Here is a 19,029-nt window from a genome sequence, read left to right as displayed (position 1 = left end):
TGTGCCAGTTTATCACAGCTGAGTCGTTCGGGTTTAATTTGCCGGCGGGTAAAATTTACACAACCGTTTTAACAAAATGCGAACAAAGTTTGGCGAAGCGTCATCAGACCGGTACACTAGGCCGCGCATTCTTTGGGGATTTCTCCCCGTTCTCTTCTTATTTAAATGCAGGTGATACGTGCAGAAGTATTTAACAGAAGCGCGTCAATTGCTGGCCCTTGCGATCCCGGTCATCCTTGCTCAGGTTGCCCAGACTGCGATGGGGTTCGTAGATACCATTATGGCCGGTGCGGTAAGCGCCACGGATATGGCCGCCGTTGCGGTGGGCACGTCTATCTGGCTTCCCGCCATTCTGTTTGGTCATGGTTTGCTGCTGGCATTGACGCCCACCGTTGCGCAACTCAATGGTTCGGGACGCCGTGAGCGCATCGCCGAACAAGTTCGTCAGGGTTACTGGCTGGCGTTTTTTGTCGCGCTGCTGATCATGCTGGTGCTGTGGAACGCAGGTTATCTGATTCATGCAATGCATGATATCGATCCGCTGCTGGCCGCCAAAGCCGAAGGCTACCTCCATGCGCTGCTGTTCGGTGCACCGGGTTACCTGTTTTTCCAGGTGGCGCGTAATCAGTGCGAAGGTTTGTCGAAAACCAAACCCGGAATGGTGTTGGGTTTTCTCGGGTTGCTGACCAATATTCCCCTCAACTACGTGTTTATCTATGGCCATTTCGGCATGCCTGCGCTGGGCGGCGTGGGTTGCGGTGTCGCTACCGCCAGCGTCTATTGGGTGATGTTTATTGTGATGCGCTTCTGGCTCAAACGCATGGGCAGCATGCGCGATATTCGCATGAGCAGCGGTTTTTCCGCGCCGTCGCGCGTGATTCTCTCGCGGCTGTTTGGCCTTGGGCTGCCCGTCGCGCTGGCGCTGTTCTTTGAGGTCACGCTGTTTGCCGTCGTCGCATTGCTGGTTTCGCCACTCGGCATCGTTAAAGTGGCCGGGCATCAAATCGCGCTGAACTTCAGTTCGTTGATGTTTGTCCTGCCGCTGTCACTGGGCGTGGCCACCACCATCCGTGTCGGTTATCGCCTCGGCCAGGGTTCAACCGAACAGGCACGCGTCGCAGCATGGACCGCGCAAGGTGTTGGGATCAGCATGGCGGCGCTCACGGCGTTGTTCACCGTGACCTTTCGTCATCATATTGCGGCACTGTACACCGCCAACCCGGAAGTCATTACCCTGGCTGCGCAGCTGATGCTGTTGGCCGCGATCTATCAGTTCTCCGATTCGATCCAGGTGATTGGCAGTGGCATCCTGCGTGGCTACAAAGATACGCGTTCTATCTTCTTTATCACCCTCGTGGCCTACTGGGTACTGGGTTTGCCTGTCGGTTATATTCTGGCGCTGACGGATCTGGTGGTGCCAAGGCTGGGACCGGCCGGTTTCTGGTGTGGCTTTATTGTCGGGCTGACCTCTGCGGCGGTCATGATGATCTGGCGAATTCGTCGTTTGCAGCGCTTACCGGCTCAGGTGATTCTGACACGCGCCGCACGCTAAGTGGCTGAACGGGCCGGAAAAGGCCCGCAACGCCTAAAAAAACGACGCATAGCACAGATGCTGGTCAGTCATGATGAAAAATCGCTTTTTCCCCTTGCCAGCTCATCAGCCTGCCGTTAATATTCGTCCCCGCTGTCGCCCTGACAGCGTGTTGCGCTCTTAGCTCAGTTGGTTAGAGCACCACCTTGACATGGTGGGGGTCGATGGTTCGAGTCCATTAGAGCGCACCAAGTGCGTCCGTAGCTCAGTTGGTTAGAGCACCACCTTGACATGGTGGGGGTCGGTGGTTCGAGTCCACTCGGACGCACCATTTCTTTTGCATTACATAATGCGCTCTTAGCTCAGTTGGTTAGAGCACCACCTTGACATGGTGGGGGTCGATGGTTCGAGTCCATTAGAGCGCACCACTCTTTTCAGTTTCCCGTTGCGCAACACCCCATTCCTTGATCTGTATCGTTTTATGTTACTGCTTTCATATTGGTTTTCGCATACTTAGCGACTATACTATGCCGCGTTGTTCCACTTGAAAGGTTTCAGCGCTAACGTGTTTATGGCGAGAACTCAAATTATTTGCGCAACACCGCCTGGTCGGTTCTCTCGCGAACCGCACAACTTCCCTGCACGCTTAGCTATCGTCTCCTATTCTTACTCTGTATTACCCTTATCAACACCAAACGAATTTCCACTTCGGTGCCTGCGCATCGAATCCCAACCTTTATCATCCATCACAACTTACAGATAAGCTGACATGAAAAAGACCAAGATCGTTTGTACTATCGGTCCGAAAACCGAATCGGAAGAGATGCTGACTCAACTGCTGGAAGCAGGCATGAACGTCATGCGCCTGAACTTCTCTCACGGGGATTATGCCGAACATGGTCAGCGCATTACCAACATGCGTGCTGTCATGGAAAAAACCGGTCGTCAGGCCGCCATTCTGCTGGATACCAAAGGTCCGGAAATCCGCACCATGAAACTGGAAGGCGGCAATGACGCCCCACTTAAAGCCGGCCAGACCTTCACCTTCACCACTGACCAGTCGGTTATCGGTAATAGCGAGCGCGTTGCCGTCACCTATGCTGGCTTTACTGAAGACTTGAAAATCGGCAACACCGTGCTGGTCGATGATGGCCTGATCGGTATGGAAGTGATTGAAGTCACCGAAAACACCGTGGTGTGTAAAGTGCTGAACAACGGCGACCTTGGCGAGAACAAAGGCGTCAACCTGCCAGGTGTCTCCATTCAGCTGCCTGCGCTGGCGGAAAAAGACAAACGTGACCTGATTTTCGGTTGTGAACAAGGTGTCGACTTCGTTGCGGCTTCCTTTATCCGTAAACGCTCTGACGTGCTGGAAATCCGTGAACACCTGAAACAGCACGGTGGCGAACACATTCAGATCATCTCGAAAATCGAGAACCAGGAAGGTCTGAATAATTTCGACGAAATTCTCGAAGCCTCTGACGGCATCATGGTGGCACGTGGCGATCTCGGCGTTGAGATCCCGGTTGAAGAAGTGATCTTCGCGCAGAAGATGATGATCAAGAAGTGCAACAAAGCACGCAAAGTGGTGATTACCGCGACGCAGATGCTCGATTCGATGATCAAAAACCCGCGTCCAACCCGCGCTGAAGCAGGCGATGTGGCGAACGCCATCCTCGACGGCACCGATGCAGTGATGCTGTCTGGCGAGAGCGCGAAAGGGAAGTATCCGCTGGAATCGGTCACTATCATGGCGACCATCTGCGAACGCACTGACCGCGTGATGAAATCACGCATTGACTCGCTCCAGGACTCACGCAAGCTGCGTATTACTGAAGCGGTATGTCGTGGTGCCGTTGAAACCGCTGAGAAACTGGAAGCACCGCTGATCGTGGTGGCGACCGAAGGTGGTAAATCAGCCAAAGCCATCAGAAAATACTTCCCTGATGCGACCATCCTGGCATTGACCACCAATGCTACCACTGCACGCCAGCTGATTCTGAGCAAAGGTGTTGAGACTCACCTGGTGGCCGAAATTGCCTCAACTGATGATTTCTATCGTATCGGAAAAGAAATGGCCCTTGAGAGCGGTTATGCGCAAAAAGGCGATGTCGTCGTGATGGTTTCTGGTGCACTGGTGCCAAGCGGCACCACCAACACCGCATCCGTACACGTACTCTGATTTTCGCTTTAATGTTTATTAAAAAGCGCCCTTTTCGGGCGCTTTTTTTATTCCCTGCCTAATACAAAAGCACGAAATTACCAATCGATAATAACTATTCAAAAACCCGGAAAATTAAGGCTAATCCGATTAAATATCTCTGTTTTAGCTAAATATTTTTATCATCTTCTGCTAAACGATGCTTCTTTGAGCGAACGATCAAGTTTAAGCGTGTTCTCAGCAAAAATTTATTCTCAACTCAAAAAGCTTTGTGTAATACTTGTAACGCTACATGGAGATTAACTCAATCTAGAGGGTATTAATAATGAATCGTACTAAACTGGTACTGGGCGCGGTAATCCTGGGTTCAACTCTGCTGGCTGGTTGCTCAAGCAACGCTAAAATCGACCAGCTGTCTTCAGACGTTCAGACTCTGAACGCTAAAGTTGACCAGCTGAGCAACGACGTGAACGCAATCCGTTCTGACGTTCAGGCTGCTAAAGATGACGCAGCTCGTGCTAACCAGCGTCTGGACAACCAGGCTCACTCTTACCGTAAGTAAGAGTTCTGGTACTAAAAATGGCGCCATTATGGCGCCATTTTTTTTGTGCTGAACTCATCTCAGTGCTGGGTCACTGACGTTCCACTGGCCTCACTGATGGTTGCCCGCCCCGCTTCATTCCCTTGCTGAGACTGCACCACCTGCGGCATCGCTGTATCCTGCGTCACCGGCTCTCCACTGCTCACCAGCACCGGCATGCCTGAGCGTCGCGCCAGCGCGGCCTTAATCAACGCAGTGTCGCTTTGCGGGCTATTGATGAAGGTCTTCATCGCCGCCGTTAAAGCAATTGGCATGGTCTGCGGATCGTCTTTATCGGTATGGGAAAGCGGCTGATGCACTTCGATGTAGCGCTTACCATCCGGTTCAATGGCGTATTTCACCGGCTGGTTGATCACCTGCACACGCGTGCCCTTGGGCACACTGTCGAACAGCGCTTCAATATCTTCCGGGCGTAAACGGATACAGCCGGAACTGACGCGCATGCCAATGCCGAAATCTGCATTGGTGCCATGGATCAGATATTGCCCGGTACCACGTGCCAGACGCATCGCAAACAGCCCCATCGGGTTATCTGGCCCCGCCGGGACGACACCCGGTAAGGTGATACCCTCTTTGGCATAGCGCTTGCGAATATTGGGCGTTGGCGTCCAGGTTGGATTGGGGATCTTTTGGCTGATACTGGTCACCATGACCGGCGTGGCTGCACCAAGCTGACCAATACCGATCGGATAGACAATCACCCGATCTTCCCCTTTGGGGTAGTAATAAAGACGCAACTCAGCAAGGTTAATCACGATGCCTTCATGCGGCGTATCCGGCAGCAACATCTGCAAAGGCACCGTCAGTTGTGTACCGGCTTTCGGTAACCAGGGATCGACGCCAGGGTTCGCTTCCAGCATGCCCAACAAACCAATCTTGTAGTGGCTGGCAATGCTTTCCAGTGGCCGCTTATCATCCGGGACGATAGTCAGGGTATTCTCGCCTATTAAACGACTGCCCGTCTCGGGCATAGGGTATTCCGTGGCAAGCGCAGGTGCAGAGAGTCCGCAGCAGGACAACAGCAATGCACCGGCCAAACGTAACGCTGGTCTCATGCAATTTTCTCTTTGTCGGAAGAAACAGACCCCGGTCAGGTTGGCCGGGGTCTTGAGAGTGTATCTTAGCTGAGGGTCTGAGCGTTATGACGGATAGCGCGAATCATCGCTTCCAGCCCCTGCGAACGTGAGGGGGTGAGGTGTTGAGTGAGCGCCAGTTGTTCAAACCAGTAGCGCACATCAAGGTCCAGGATTTCAGCCGCTTTCAGCCCCTGATACAGGCTAAACACTACGGCGATCAAGCCCTTAACGATGGCAGCATCGCTGTCACCGGCAAAGGCAATAGTACCATCCGATTGTGGAGTCATGGTGATCCACACCTGGCTCTGGCAACCCGAAATCACGTTTTCCGGCTGATATAAGCTTTCAGACGATTCTGGTAATTTTGCCCCGAGTTCAATGATGTAGAGGTACTTCTCTTCCCAGTTAGCGCAACGGTTAAAGTTGCGCACCAGTCTCTCTTTGTCTGGCAAATTTGCCATTTGATACTCCTGAATCTGCTCAACCGCCCAGCAGACGATGAATTCGCGTCAGACCTGCCGCCAGACGGTCGGCTTCTTCTTCACTGTTATACAGCGCGAAAGAGGCACGGCACATGGCGGGCACCGCATAATGACGCATCAGCGGCATTGCGCAATGATGGCCGGTGCGGATGGCAATACCGTACTGATCGAGGAAGCTCCCGACATCAAACGCGTGGTGCTTGCCCAGATTAAACGCCACCACACCGCTACGTTCAACCGGACCATAGATGGTCAAGTCTGGCACAGAAGCCAGCTTATCCAATGCATAGCGCATTAGCATCGATTCACGTTGGTTAATGGTGTCCAGTCCCAGTTCGCTGATCCATTTCAATGCCGCGCCCAGGCCGATGATACCCCCGGTATTCGGGGTTCCGGCTTCGAAACGCCACGGCGCGGTATTCCAGGTGGTGCCGGTGGGCAACTGCACCTGATCGATCATTGAACCACCGCCTTCCCACGGAGGCATGATATCGAGCAGTGCTTTACGACCATACAACACGCCAATCCCGGTCGGACCGTAGATCTTATGCCCTGAGAAGACGTAGAAATCGCAACCGATATCCTGCACGTCTACCGCATGATGCATCACCGCCTGTGCGCCATCCACCAACGTCACCACACCTGCCGCTTTGGCCTGGGCAACAATGGCTTTCACCGGGTTAACCGTGCCCAACACGTTAGACACGTGGGTCACTGCCAGCAAACGGGTACGGCTGTCAATCAGCCCTGCCAGCTGTTCCAGCGCCAGCTCACCCTGCTCATTAAGAGGCAAGACACGGATTTCCGCGCCGGTGCGCTGCGCCACCATCTGCCATGGCACGATGTTGGCGTGGTGCTCCATCTCGGTGATGATGATGTTATCGCCGGGCTGCAATTGACTGCCGCCCCAGCTGTTCGCCACCAGGTTGATCCCCTCGGTGGTGCCTTTAACGAAAACGATCTCTTCCGGCGATGAGGCATTAAGAAAACGTGCCGCCTGAATGCGCACGTTTTCCATATCGGTGGTGGCCTGCGCACTCAGCGAGTGGATGCCGCGGTGCACGGCTGCATAGCCGTGCTGATAGAAATGACTTTCCGCATTAATGACGGCCAGCGGACGCTGTGCGCTGGCCGCACTATCCAGATAAGCCAGCGGATGACCGTTGACCTCGCGTTTCAGAATCGGAAACTCCGCTCTGATTCGTTCGAGATCGAAACTCATGACTCAACTCCTGGGATGCGCGCGGCAATACGCTGCAACACCGCCTGACGCAGAACCGGATTTTCTAATGTCTCAGTCAACTCAGCGGCAAATGCATGGATGATCATCCGCTGAGCGGCAGATTCTTCAATACCGCGCGAACGCAGGTAGAACATCTGCTCGTCATCGATACGGCCAACGGTGGCACCGTGGCTGCACTTGACGTCATCCGCGTAGATTTCCAGCTGCGGCTTGGTGTCCACTTCCGCCAGACGTCCCATCAACAGGTTGTTGTTGGTCATCTGTCCGTCCGTTTTCAGCGCATGCTGGGCGACTTTGATCATGCCGTTGAACACCGCACGGCCTTTGTCACGCACAATCGTTTTGTGCATCTGACGGCTCATGCAGTGGCCTTTGTTGTGTTCCAGGTAGCTGCGGGTATCACACACTTCCTGGTTAATCGGCAACGCCAGGCTGTTCATCGCCAGATTGGTGTTCTCACCGTTCAACTGTGCACTGGTGTTGTGACGAGACAAACCGGCACCCAGCAGGAAACTGGTGGTGCTGACCTGCGCATCACGACCAATCACCACATCGTTATGGGCGAAGTGGTAGCTCTTATCGCTCTCGAACGACAGTTTGATATGCGACAGTTTGGCATTATCCGCCACATCAAAGGTGAAACGCGCACCCGTGAAATGGGCAACATCATTCAGCGTGACGTAGTGCTCAATCACTTCCGCCTCGGCACTGGCTTCCAGTTGCAGATGGTGGCGGTGATGTACGGTATTCATGCCCGCGTCCTGACCGCTGGTAATGTGCAGCAAATACAGCGGTAATGCCGCCGCTTTGCCACGGGCCAGGCGAATGCTGGTGGCTTCTTCCGCCAGGCTTTCCGTCAGGTGCAGGAACACTTCCGGCTGAATCGGTGCCGGCAGCGGACGGCGTTCAGCCGCCTGCGAATGTTGGATCTCAAACAGGCCAGTATCACGGCTGCTGAGCGCAGGCTGGAAGCGGCCATCAACAAACACCAGACGCACGGTTTCGATCGGCAACGCCAGTGCTTCCACCTGCTCCGCCGTCACGTCCTGCGGTTGGGGTAACACAAACTGCTGACCCAACAGGCCTTCCAGTGGAGTGTATTTCCAGTTCTCATGCTTGCGCGTCGGCAAGCCGAGACGCATCAGTTGCTGCCAGTGTTGCTGCGCCTGCAAAGAGCGCACGTCGCCGCGCGATTCAAACAGGTGATGCCACTGTTGCAGCGCGTTATCACTCTTCGTCGGTAAGCCAGCCATAGCCTTGCTCCTCCAGCTGTTTCACCAGCGTAAAGTCACCAGACTTCACAATTTTACCCTGATACAGCACGTGTACATGGTCTGGCTTGATGTAATCAAGGATACGCTGGTAGTGGGTGACGATAATGAATGAACGCTTGCCGTCACGCAGGCTGTTGACGCCGTTAGCCACAATTTTCAGTGCATCGATATCCAGACCGGAGTCGGTTTCATCGAGGATGCACAGATCCGGCTCCAGAGCCGCCATTTGCAGAATATCGTTACGCTTCTTCTCACCACCGGAGAAGCCCACGTTCACGGAACGGGTCAGCAAATCTTCCGGCATCTTCAGCAGATGGATTTTATCTTCGATAAAGTCCTGGAAATCGAAACGATCCAGCGCTTCCTGCTCACGGTATTTACGCACCGCGTTGACCGAAGTCTGGAGGAAAAACTGGTTGCTGACGCCCGGAATTTCAACCGGGTACTGGAACGCCATAAAGATGCCTTCGCCCGCACGTTCTTCCGGTTCCAACTCCAGCAGGTCTTTGCCTTTGAAGGTGACGGAACCGCCGGTGATTTCATAATCTTCACGGCCAGCCAGGGTTGCAGACAGGGTACTTTTACCCGAACCGTTCGGTCCCATGATGGCGTGCACTTCACCCGGTTTCACTTCGAGGTTCAGGCCGCGCAAAATTTCTTTGTCTTCAACACTAACCTGTAAATCTTTGATGCTTAACATACTCTTTCCTTCACATTGCTTCCGGCAACGGGCCATCAGCCCACGCTGTGCTCAAGGCTGATTGCTAACAATTTTTGCGCTTCCACGGCGAATTCCAGTGGCAGCTCGGAGAAAACATCTTTACAGAAGCCGTTCACGATCATGGAGATCGCATCTTCTTCGCTGATGCCACGCTGGAGGCAGTAGAACATCTGATCTTCACCGATACGCGAAGTCGTGGCTTCATGCTCCAGCTGCGCCGTGTTGTTACGCGCTTCCACATACGGGAAGGTATGGGCACCGCAGTCCGGTCCAATCAACATGGAATCGCACTGGGTGAAGTTACGCGCGTTAGTCGCGGTCGGCATGATTTTTACCAGGCCGCGATAGGTATTCTGGCTCTTACCGGCCGAAATCCCTTTCGAGATAATGGTCGATTTGGTGTTCTTACCGATGTGGATCATCTTGGTGCCGGTATCGGCCTGCTGATGTCCGCTGGTCAGTGCGACGGAGTAGAACTCACCAATGGAGTAATCACCACGCAGAATGCAGCTCGGGTATTTCCAGGTGATGGCAGAACCGGTCTCTGACTGTGTCCACGACATTTTACTGTGGTCACCTTCACACAGGGCGCGCTTGGTTACGAAGTTGAGGATACCGCCCTCACCTTCACCGCCCGGGAACCAGTTCTGTACCGTGGAATATTTCACTTCGGCGTTTTTGTGGATAATCACTTCCACCACGGCCGCGTGCAGCTGATAGGTATCGCGCACCGGTGCCGAGCAGCCTTCGATATAGCTGACGTAGCTGTCTTCGTCCGCCACCAGAATGGTACGTTCGAACTGACCGGTTTTAGCGGCGTTAATACGGAAATAGGTCGACAGCTCCATCGGGCAACGCACGCCTTTCGGGATGTAGACAAAGGTACCGTCTGACGCTACCGCCGAGTTAAGCGCAGCGAAGAAGTTGTCGTTGGCCGGAACAACAGTGCCAAGATACTTTTTCACCAGTTCCGGATGTTCCTGAATCGCTTCACCGAAGGAACAGAAGATGATGCCCTGCTCCGCCAGTTTGCCACGATAGGTGGTCGCGACCGAGACCGAGTCAAAAATCGCATCAACAGCGACTTCTTTACCCTCACGCACCGGCACACCCAGTTGGTTAAAGGCGTTTTCTACTTCCTGCGTCAGGTACTCACTGGCAGGCGCACTGCCGGAAGCCTGCGTGGCACCCGGCTCTGACGCACAGGTGTCGTCACAGTTGCCGCAGGATGGCGCGGAGTAATAGCTGTAATCCTGGTAGTCAAGTTTCTCATAATGCGCTTTCAGCCAGTGCGGTTCTTCCATTTCCAGCCAGGCACGAAAGGCTTTTAGACGAAACTCCAGCATCCACTCTGGCTCGTTACGCTTAGCCGAAATTGCCCGTACCACGTCCTCATTGAGGCCATGGGCAAATTCTTCGGTTTGCAGTTGGGTAAAGAAGCCCTCTTTATAATTGAGCTTGCCTTCCCACATTTGTACATCGTCAGATGTTTCGCTGTGTCGTGACATATTTCACTTACTCGACGCCAAAGCTCTCACCGCACCCGCAGGCGTGCTGAGCTTTAGGGTTGTTAAATTTAAAGATCTGGTTCAGGCCTTCACGGACGTAGTCCACTTCGGTACCGTCGACAAACGGCATTGCCTGAAGCGGCACAAACAGCGTTGCGCCGAAGTATGAGAACTGCAGGTCGTCATCGGCCAGGTCTTTCACCAGGTCCATGACATAGCCAAACCCGGCACAGCCGGACTGTTTCACCCCTACCCGCAGGCCCTTAACTTCAGGATCCTGTGCGACCAGGTTAAGAATTTGTTTTGCTGCCGATTCGGTCAGCGTCAGCCCCTTCCAGACGAAATCATCGGGTGAAAAAGAAGCTGCATTTACTGATGACATAGTGCTACCTCGTAAGTCTGGGCCTTTTCAGGCTATCCCCCTATGGTAGTGATATCAGATATCACTTCAACCTCTTGTTTTGCAGGGATAATCATCTCGTGCTATTTTTTACTGTTGCTTTGTTAAGCATAGTCGCTTCGCACTGCTTTGCGGCGGGTAAAACTGCCGCATTGACGCTGTTGTAACCTGTTAAAAAATCGCAAAATTTCGTTTTTCCACTTTACGTTTTTCCGTTAATTGATAGGTTACGCCTTTCCTTAATGTAAAGAAATTGTTATTGCCGATTTGAGCAACAGGCAAAGTAAATCAATAAAATTTCTCTGCGGGAATTGCATTCCTGACGTGGTTGAATATGATAATGATTATCATTAACCCATTAAGGTGGCGACATGACGCTTTCCGTCTCAGCCTGGTTACAACACAAAATCGATGAATATAAGTTTTCGGTGCGTGATATCACCGTTGACTTCTATATGGCTCAGGCAAAGCTCAACCGCACCGATTGTACTATCGAACAACTGCGTCGCTTTAACGACACCTGTCTCGATATGGCAGAAATCTGCCAGTTGAATGGCGACGACCAGAGCTATCTGCACGCCATGGGCAAGCTCCATCACCGCTTAGTGCAGGAGATGGGCAATGCTGACCGCGACCGTCTGTTCCGTATTCAGGCCTATCAACTGGCGCGCCTGTCACTGACACGTTTATGTCATCAACTGGCACTGAGCGGCGAGTGGGATCAAGCCACCAGCCTGCAAAGTGATTTCGTCCGCCACGCAGGCTGGATATTCTAATCCAGCTGCGCCCTGACGTCTCCTGGAATTCTACAATTTGTTTACAACATTTCCAGCAACGCTTGTAGCGGATGGCGCATACCATTGCCTTCCGCGCGTTTCACCTGGCTGCGACAGGAGAAACCGGTAGCCAGACAACGCTGACGCGGCAGCTTTTGCATTTGTGGATGCCAGGACAGCGCGTAAATACCCAGCGAATTCTCCAGGTTTTTACTTTCGTGTCCATACGTACCAGCCATACCGCAGCAGCCCACATTAATGTTTTCCAGCTTCGCACCAAAGCGGGCAAAGATGTCCTGCCACTGATTGGGGGTCGAAGGCAGCGCTGTCACCTCGGTACAGTGGGCAAACAGATACCAGGCTTCTCCGCCAGGTTGCTGCACGGCGCGCTCCGCCACTGCGCTTTGCAACCATTCATGCACCAGCAGCACCGAAAACTCACCACGTTTGTCACCCAGCACCTGATGGTACTCATCGCGGTAGCACAGCACGGTGGCCGGATCGACACCGACCATCGGCATGCCCAGTTGCGCCACGCGGTTCAGGAAGTCAGCCGTTTTCTCTGCGGTGCGGGCAAACCGTTGCAGAAAACCTTTCACATGCTGCGCTTTACCATTCGGTGAAAACGGCAACAGCACCGGGCGATAACCCAGCTTTTCAATCAGTTTGACGAAGTCGGTCACCAACTGGGCTTCGTAATAGCTGGTAAACGGATCCTGTACCACCAGCACACACTCTTTGCGCGCTTCGCTATCGAGCGCCTCCAGTTGCTCCAGCGTCAAATTCATCGCCGGATGGCCACTCAGCTGCTGTTTCAGGCTCGGCGAGGAGAGCAGCGGCAAATCCACCATACCAATATGGTTTTTGCTCAGCTCCCGCATCCACGGTTGTTTCAGAAAGAAGTTAAATACTTTCGGCGCTTTCGCCATCAGTGGCGCGTAGCTTTCTACGGTGGCGACCAGATGATCACTTACCGGGCGCAGATAACGGGTGTGATACAGTTGCAGGAAGCGTGAGCGGAAATTGGGCACATCAATTTTGATCGGGCACTGGGTTGAACAGGCCTTACACGCCAGACAGCCGGACATCGCTTCTTTTACTTCATGCGAGAAATCATATTCCCCCTGCTGCGCATGCCAGGAGTTACGCGTCCGTTGGATCAGGGTGCGCAGGCTGGTGCGCTGCTCCGGCAGGGATTTCTCCAACTGAACCGGGTCAACGCCCTGCTCCGACAGCAGACGCAACCACTCACGCGTCAGGGTCGCACGCCCTTTCGGTGAATGGATACGATTACGGGTGATTTTCATCGACGGACACATCGGACTGCGTACATCAAAGTTGAAGCACAGGCCGTTGCCGTTGCACTCCATCGCACCGCGCCAGTCGTTGCGCACCGTCAGCGGGATCTGCCGATCATAGGTGCCGCGTTTCACCGCATCGACCTGCATCATCGGTTCGTTGCTGTCGAGCGGCGTACAGATTTTACCGGGATTCATACGGTTATCTGGATCGAACGCGGCTTTGATGCGACGCAGCTCGTTGAACAGGGTTTCCCCGAAAAATGCCGGACTATATTGCGCACGGAAACCTTTGCCATGTTCCCCCCACAGCAAACCGCCGTAGCGCGCCGTCAGGGCCACCACTTCATCGGAGATCTGTTTCATCAGCATCTCCTGTTGCGGATCACACATATCCAGCGCCGGACGCACGTGCAGCACACCGGCGTCAACATGGCCGAACATGCCATAGCTCAGGCCGTGGCTATCGAGCAGGGTACGAAAATCGACGATGTAATCGGCTAAATGCTCCGGCGGCACCGCGGTATCTTCAACAAACGGAATCGGCTTGGCGCGCCCTTTGGCGTTACCCAGCAGCCCAACGGCTTTTTTGCGCATATTATAGATACGCTCAATACCGCCTAAATCATTACACAGCTGATAACCGATCACGCCGCCCTGCTGCTGCGTCATTAACTCATCGAGACGCGCGCATAAGGTTGACACCTGTTGTTCAATCAACTCACCGTCATCCCCGGCGAATTCAACGATGTTCAGCCCGAGCATCTCTTTATCCGGCACATCGGTAATCAATGCTTTCACCGAGTGCCAGACGATATCTTCACGCGCCAGATTCAGTACTTTTGAATCGACGGTTTCCACTGACAACGCTTTTGCTTCAACCATAAAGGGCGCATTGCGCAGCGCGGAGTCGAATGAATCGTATTTGATATTCACCAAACGACGCACTTTGGGGATTGGCGTGATATCGAGCCGCGCCTCGCTGATAAACGCCAGCGTCCCCTCGGCACCACACAACAGGCGCGTCAGATCGAAGGTTTGCAGATCGTCACTGAACACATGGCGTAAATCGTAGCCAGTAAGAAAACGGTTCAGTTTCGGGAATTTTTCCAGAATCAGCGCACGCTGCTCACGGCAACGTGTCATCACCTGCTGATAAATCCGCCCTTCTTTGGTGGGCGTTTGCGCCAGCTTCTCGGCTAAATCGGTGGGCATCGCACGGGTATCGAGGATATCGCCGCCCAGCAACACCGCACGCAGGCCCAGAACGTGGTCGGAGGTTTTGCCATACACCAGCGAGCCTTGCCCGGACGCATCGGTATTGATCATGCCGCCCAGCGTCGCGCGGTTGCTGGTGGAGAGTTCCGGGGAGAAAAAGAAGCCGTAGGGTTTCAGCCAGGCATTTAATTGATCTTTCACCACGCCCGCTTCAACTCGCACCCAGCGTTGCTCAGTGTTGATTTCAAGGATGCGGTTCATGTAGCGCGACATATCAACCACGATCCCCTGGTTCAGGGACTGGCCATTGGTTCCCGTCCCGCCGCCGCGCGGGGTAAACACCAGGCTGGCGAAACGCTCTTCTCCTGCCAGGCGCGCAATCAACGCGACATCGGCGGTAGAGCGTGGGAACAGCGCGGCATCAGGTAGCAACTGATAGATGCTGTTATCGGTGGAAAGCGAAAGACGATCAGCATAGCTGGTGGCGGTATCGCCGGTGAATCCTTGCTCTTTTAAGGACTGCAGGAATGTCAGCACCAGTTGAACGAGGCCCGGTGCCTGGGAAATCTGTGGGATCATTATTGGGTGACCGAGATGTTGTAAACGTTTGCGTAGTCGATTCTTATGAACCATTCGTTTTATCACATTTTTCTGCCGCACGCTGTTTTTTCAGGAAACGTAAAAAGCGCCCTGCATTTCTCTGTTTAATCCCCCTGAAATAGGTAATCATTAATTGGGGGAGAAAACCCCACCGTGAAGGATTCAATTGAGGTCAAAACGCTGTTATGAAAAACCTGCAACGCGGTCTGGATTTACCGCAAATGCTGTTCTCACTGATGTTCATCCTGATCATGATCGTCGCCTGTCTATGGGTGGTTCAGCCTTTTATTCTGGGTTTCGCCTGGGCCAGTATGGTGGTGATCGCCACCTGGCCGCTGATGATCAAGTTACAGCGTTTGCTGTGGGGACGCCGTTCACTGGCGGTGGTCGCCATGACCATTTTGTTACTGCTGCTGTTTATCATCCCAATTGCGGTGTTGGTGAATAGCCTGATCGACAACAGCGCACCGGTCATCGCCTGGGCCACGCAGGGCCACCTGGCAGTACCGCAGCTGGACTGGCTAAAAGAAGTGCCGATGGTAGGTGACAAGCTGTTTTCCAGCTACCACAAGCTGGTGGATGGTGGCGGTTCCGCGATCATGAGCAAGTTGCAACCCTATATTGGCCGCACCACCGGCTTCTTTGTTGCCCAGGCCGGACATTTCGGTCGCTTCATGTTGCATCTGGCACTGATGCTACTGTTTAGCGTGTTGTTGTACTGGCGGGGGGAGCAGGTCGGACAGGGTATTCGCCATTTTGCTTATCGCATGGGCGGGCGGCGTGGTGATGCTGCGGTATTACTGGCCGGTCAGGCCATTCGCGCTGTGGCATTGGGGGTGGTGGTTACCGCGCTGGTGCAGGGCGTGTTAGGCGGGATCGGTTTAGCCATCTCCGGTATCCCTTACGCCACCTTGTTAACCGTGGTGATGATTCTCTCCTGCCTGGTACAACTCGGTCCGCTGATTGTGCTGGTTCCGGCGATTATCTGGTTGTACTGGAGTGGCGATACCACCTGGGGCACGGTGCTGCTGATCTGGAGTTGTGTCGTTGGCACACTCGACAATGTGCTACGACCGATGCTGATCCGTATGGGTGCCGATTTACCGATGATTTTGATTCTCTCCGGGGTGATCGGGGGCCTGGTTGCCTTTGGCATGATCGGCCTGTTTATTGGCCCGGTGGTACTGGCGGTATCCTATCGTCTGGTATCAGTATGGATGCATGAAGCGCCCGCACCGGATGACGACCCGGAAACTGTGGTGGAAGAACTGACCGAGCACGACGATCACTCAGCCTAATCCCCCTGTGACGGTGATAAATTCCCAGTTAATCACCGTCACTTAATTCCCTTTTGTTAACGAAATTTTCCATAAGCGATTTTTAAGAAAAAACGCATTTTCACGCGATTCTGGCCAGTTTTGGTAACGGAAGGATTATTTTTTGTACTGATTCGCCGCCAAAACCCACCAAAAACACCCTTAAAAGATTATCAGCTTTAAACTAATAAGAGGATTCTTAAAGACGCCGCCAGCGGCTGTGAATAACATGTTTCCTATGTTTGAGATCAAACCACTGATTTTTAAACAACCTTTTTCCCCTGAGTAAAGTGAAGAATTGCTGTGTGTAGTCTTTGCCCATCCCCTGTGATGGGCTTTTTTTTTGGGGAATGCTAATGGTTCAGAGCATCCAATCCCGCAATTGGCAGCCTTACGGCTACCAACCACGTGTTTCCGCGTTACTTGTTGAATGAGACCTCGACTGTCTGGCTGGCGCGTTGTTTCTTCCAGATGTAGTTACGGTACTGCGACCCGGCAATAACCGTGAAACTGTTGTCACCGGTTTTTTCGCCCATTTTGATCTGCGTAAGGTTGGCATTTACCTCATGCGCTAAATATGGCGGCCAGTCGTATCGGCTGAGGCGATCTGTGGGGATCGCCACACTGCGTTGTTCCGCAACAGAGCCATCACTGTTTTTTACCTTAACGGTGACGACGCTTCCTGCGGTTAAATCTGTCTGGGATTTATCCCCGAAAGCATCCTCTTCTTTTAACCAGGGATTATCAGCAGCGTTTAACGTGGCAAATTCAACGGTTAAATTATTCTTCTTCGCCAGCGGCAGCCAGATTCGATTACGGTAACTACTGCCCGCTATGACGCTGATATTCCCCTCTTTCAGTTCACCGGCAATCACATTGGATGATTTTTGCGCGTTGATAATTTTGGCCAGCTGCGTAGGCCAGGTTGTCGCTGAGGAGCTTTCCGCCTCATTATTAAAGAAATACTGCTCAATTACTTTTCCTGATGACTTATCTTTAACAGCCATTACTGCCGTAGCATAGGCCGGCAAACCATCGCCGCCATTGATTACAGCAACATCTCCCCATTCAGTACCGTTTACCACCGCAAAGGTTTACGCTGGACACTGGCCTGATAAGCATCTTTATACTCCTGGTGAAGCCAAATATGATTCAAATAACTGGACCCGCTGACAGGAATAATGTTGCCGCCTTTAATCTGTCCGGCTTCAAGCATTCCCTTCGGAAAATAGCCGTTAACGGCAACCGCAATCTCGTAAGGCCAACTCCATTGAGCTGGATTAACAATTTTTTTATCGAGAGTCAGTGTTGTATTGGTCTTACGTTCTGTCAAACTCACTTCAAAATATTGATGTTCAGGCAGTTCACCATCAGCCAACTGATACTGACTGTCCCAATATGGAAAAGTATCACTATAGTTGAAACGCTTTTCCTTCAGATAACGAACTGCATCATTAGTTGATGCCTTGCCCATTGCCAGACCACCATAGGTTCTTAACGGATCAGAAAAATAGTTGACTCTGCCACAGCTTTGTTGCGAGCAGGCCTTTGACATAATAGTTCGGAATTTACCTTCAACTTTATAACCGTAAGAATAAGGTGCTTTCCCTGCCTCATCTTCATTATGACTTAAACCCATGTTATGCCCGATTTCATGCGCTAAAGCCCAGCTGCCTGCACCAACTGCACAACCTGTCACCACCACGTTTGTTCGGCCCCCAAACTGGGCCAGCCCGCACGCGTCCTTACTTTCCTTGATCAATAAAGTGACAAAATCTGCATGCGTTTCTGCTTGTTTAGCGAGTACAAATTTATTCAGCGCCGTGCCACTGGTAAACATTTGGGTTTGCATTTCGTATATTCCGCTTTCATCAATTCCGGCATCCATCACGCCTGCAACATCGAACTGAATTAACGTATCACTGTTTGCATAGCTTTCATTAAGTTTATTATTAAGATAACCGGCATAGCCTTCAGGATTAGGTTCAAACAATTCGCGCGACTGGTTGGTATAAAGATATAAAACCCGCATTCTGGCTGGCGTTGTATCGGCACGCGGTTCCTCATGCTCGCTCAGATTCTCATGCTCGGTATGCTGATTGATAGCGCTATGTTCGTCGACGATAGCATCGTGGTCATCCTCATGGCAGCCAGACTTTTCAATTTTTACCAATGCCTGGATGCCGTCCCCTACCGGATAAATTTCATAATAAGATCCATCGTTGAGGCTAATACCGCCATTAATCCCTTTATCATTGATGGAAAACGTTACTGTATCTTTATTGTTTTTCGACTGACCTTTCCAAATCCGATTGCCAAGATTGTCTCTTTCCAGAGAGTTAGCTATGATTTCTATTTCGCGATTTTTTCCTCCGATCTTAAACTGAAAAGAGGATGTCTTATTTAATAAGATATTCTTATTTATTTTAATTAACTGATAGCTCTTGTTTTCATCATGCAAGCTTCTGAGCAATGGAGTCTCAGGCTCATTCACCTGCTGTTTAGTCATGCTAAAAAGTTGTGGTGCGGCAAAGACGGAAGATGAAAGTGTTGTGGCAATAATAGTAACGAGCAGTTTTTTCTTGAAGGCAAACAAAACGAATATCCCTGAATAACATAGATATCAGCATATATAAACGCTGCGAATCACATGCGCGGAGTAAAATACCCAACCCGCATGTACATCATGTTATAAAATGGCGAACAAATAACCCATGCGGCTATTGCACCACCGATACAGGAATAAGGGAAAAACCTTCGTCAAAGGCGTGATACTGCGGGAAGAACATGCCCCGGAAATATTCCGGGACATGCGTATAACGGG

At 52.3% G+C, this 19,029-nt stretch carries 15 protein-coding genes, 3 tRNA genes and 1 other RNA gene; 9 read left to right on the top strand and 10 right to left on the bottom strand.

Features of this window, described 5'->3' with window-relative positions:
* The first annotated feature begins 178 nt into the window (after positions 1-178).
* The 6 genes from PAT9B_RS08520 (at position 179) to PAT9B_RS08495 (ending at position 4,254) form a co-directional block, all read left to right on the top strand.
* The gene (locus tag PAT9B_RS08520; RefSeq protein WP_013508848.1) at positions 179-1,552 is read left to right on the top strand and encodes an MATE family efflux transporter; all 1,374 of its coding nucleotides are present in this window, start codon (positions 179-181) and stop codon (positions 1,550-1,552) included.
* Positions 1,553-1,705: 153 nt separating this feature from the next.
* Positions 1,706-1,782: transfer RNA gene (locus PAT9B_RS08515), tRNA-Val, on the top strand.
* A 3-nt stretch (positions 1,783-1,785) separates the two neighbouring features.
* Positions 1,786-1,862 (top strand) — tRNA-Val (locus tag PAT9B_RS08510).
* A gap of 20 nt (positions 1,863-1,882) precedes the next feature.
* Positions 1,883-1,959 (top strand) — tRNA-Val (locus tag PAT9B_RS08505).
* A 341-nt stretch (positions 1,960-2,300) separates the two neighbouring features.
* The gene (gene pykF, locus PAT9B_RS08500; protein ID WP_013508847.1) at positions 2,301-3,713 is read left to right on the top strand and encodes a pyruvate kinase PykF; all 1,413 of its coding nucleotides are present in this window, start codon (positions 2,301-2,303) and stop codon (positions 3,711-3,713) included.
* A gap of 304 nt (positions 3,714-4,017) precedes the next feature.
* Positions 4,018-4,254, top strand: a complete 237-nt coding sequence (locus PAT9B_RS08495) for a major outer membrane lipoprotein (RefSeq protein WP_007374746.1) — start codon at positions 4,018-4,020, stop codon at positions 4,252-4,254.
* Between the two features lie 59 nt (positions 4,255-4,313).
* On the opposite strand, the gene PAT9B_RS08490 is transcribed toward PAT9B_RS08495, so the two are convergent.
* From PAT9B_RS08490 to sufA, 7 genes are all read right to left on the bottom strand, one after another.
* On the bottom strand, positions 4,314-5,348 hold the full coding sequence (locus tag PAT9B_RS08490; protein ID WP_013508846.1) for a L,D-transpeptidase family protein: 1,035 nt from the start codon (positions 5,346-5,348) through the stop codon (positions 4,314-4,316).
* Between the two features lie 65 nt (positions 5,349-5,413).
* Complete coding sequence (gene sufE, locus PAT9B_RS08485) at positions 5,414-5,830, bottom strand: cysteine desulfuration protein SufE (protein WP_013508845.1); 417 nt, start codon at positions 5,828-5,830, stop codon at positions 5,414-5,416.
* A 19-nt stretch (positions 5,831-5,849) separates the two neighbouring features.
* Positions 5,850-7,073, bottom strand: coding sequence for a cysteine desulfurase SufS (gene sufS / locus PAT9B_RS08480; RefSeq protein WP_013508844.1), 1,224 nt, complete (start codon positions 7,071-7,073; stop codon positions 5,850-5,852).
* Positions 7,070-8,347: a Fe-S cluster assembly protein SufD gene (sufD, locus tag PAT9B_RS08475; RefSeq protein WP_013508843.1), complete on the bottom strand. Its 1,278-nt coding sequence runs from the start codon at positions 8,345-8,347 to the stop codon at positions 7,070-7,072. The genes sufS and sufD overlap by 4 nt, the downstream gene beginning before the upstream one ends.
* Entirely contained in the window at positions 8,322-9,068 is a 747-nt protein-coding gene (gene sufC, locus PAT9B_RS08470) for a Fe-S cluster assembly ATPase SufC (RefSeq protein ID WP_013508842.1), read from the bottom strand. The genes sufD and sufC overlap by 26 nt, the downstream gene beginning before the upstream one ends.
* A 35-nt stretch (positions 9,069-9,103) precedes the next feature.
* On the bottom strand, positions 9,104-10,597 hold the full coding sequence (gene sufB / locus PAT9B_RS08465) for a Fe-S cluster assembly protein SufB (protein ID WP_013508841.1): 1,494 nt from the start codon (positions 10,595-10,597) through the stop codon (positions 9,104-9,106).
* A 7-nt stretch (positions 10,598-10,604) separates the two neighbouring features.
* Entirely contained in the window at positions 10,605-10,979 is a 375-nt protein-coding gene (sufA, locus tag PAT9B_RS08460) for a Fe-S cluster assembly scaffold SufA (protein ID WP_013508840.1), read from the bottom strand.
* Positions 10,980-11,368: 389 nt separating this feature from the next.
* On the opposite strand from sufA, the gene PAT9B_RS08455 reads away from it, so the two are divergent.
* Positions 11,369-11,773 (top strand): hypothetical protein, encoded by a 405-nt coding sequence (locus PAT9B_RS08455; protein WP_013508839.1) that lies wholly within the window; start codon positions 11,369-11,371, stop codon positions 11,771-11,773.
* A gap of 41 nt (positions 11,774-11,814) precedes the next feature.
* Here PAT9B_RS08455 and PAT9B_RS08450 read toward each other — a convergent pair whose 3' ends face one another.
* Positions 11,815-14,868 carry an FAD-binding and (Fe-S)-binding domain-containing protein gene (locus tag PAT9B_RS08450; RefSeq protein ID WP_013508838.1) on the bottom strand — a complete coding sequence of 1,018 codons (3,054 nt, stop codon included), beginning with the start codon at positions 14,866-14,868 and terminating at the stop codon, positions 11,815-11,817.
* Between the two features lie 206 nt (positions 14,869-15,074).
* Here PAT9B_RS08450 and ydiK point away from each other — a divergent pair, with 206 nt between their 5' ends.
* Together ydiK and rprA are read left to right on the top strand one after the other, a co-directional pair.
* A complete protein-coding gene (ydiK, locus tag PAT9B_RS08445; RefSeq protein WP_013508837.1) occupies positions 15,075-16,187 on the top strand; it encodes an AI-2E family transporter YdiK in 1,113 nt (370 codons plus the stop codon).
* A gap of 256 nt (positions 16,188-16,443) precedes the next feature.
* Positions 16,444-16,551, top strand: an RNA gene (gene rprA, locus PAT9B_RS29630) — antisense sRNA RprA.
* 73 nt (positions 16,552-16,624) lie between these two features.
* Here the strand turns inward: rprA and PAT9B_RS08440 are convergent.
* Together PAT9B_RS08440 and PAT9B_RS30230 are read right to left on the bottom strand one after the other, a co-directional pair.
* The gene (locus PAT9B_RS08440; RefSeq protein ID WP_150105779.1) at positions 16,625-17,290 is read right to left on the bottom strand and encodes a hypothetical protein; all 666 of its coding nucleotides are present in this window, start codon (positions 17,288-17,290) and stop codon (positions 16,625-16,627) included.
* Positions 17,284-18,801: a reprolysin-like metallopeptidase gene (locus tag PAT9B_RS30230; protein WP_013508835.1), complete on the bottom strand. Its 1,518-nt coding sequence runs from the start codon at positions 18,799-18,801 to the stop codon at positions 17,284-17,286. The genes PAT9B_RS08440 and PAT9B_RS30230 overlap by 7 nt, the downstream gene beginning before the upstream one ends.
* Positions 18,802-19,029: the final 228 nt, after the last annotated feature.

The sequence above is a fragment of the Pantoea sp. At-9b genome (genome assembly GCF_000175935.2).
In the GTDB taxonomy this organism is placed as follows: domain Bacteria; phylum Pseudomonadota; class Gammaproteobacteria; order Enterobacterales; family Enterobacteriaceae; genus Pantoea.
This window is presented reverse-complemented; position numbering and strand designations above follow the sequence as displayed.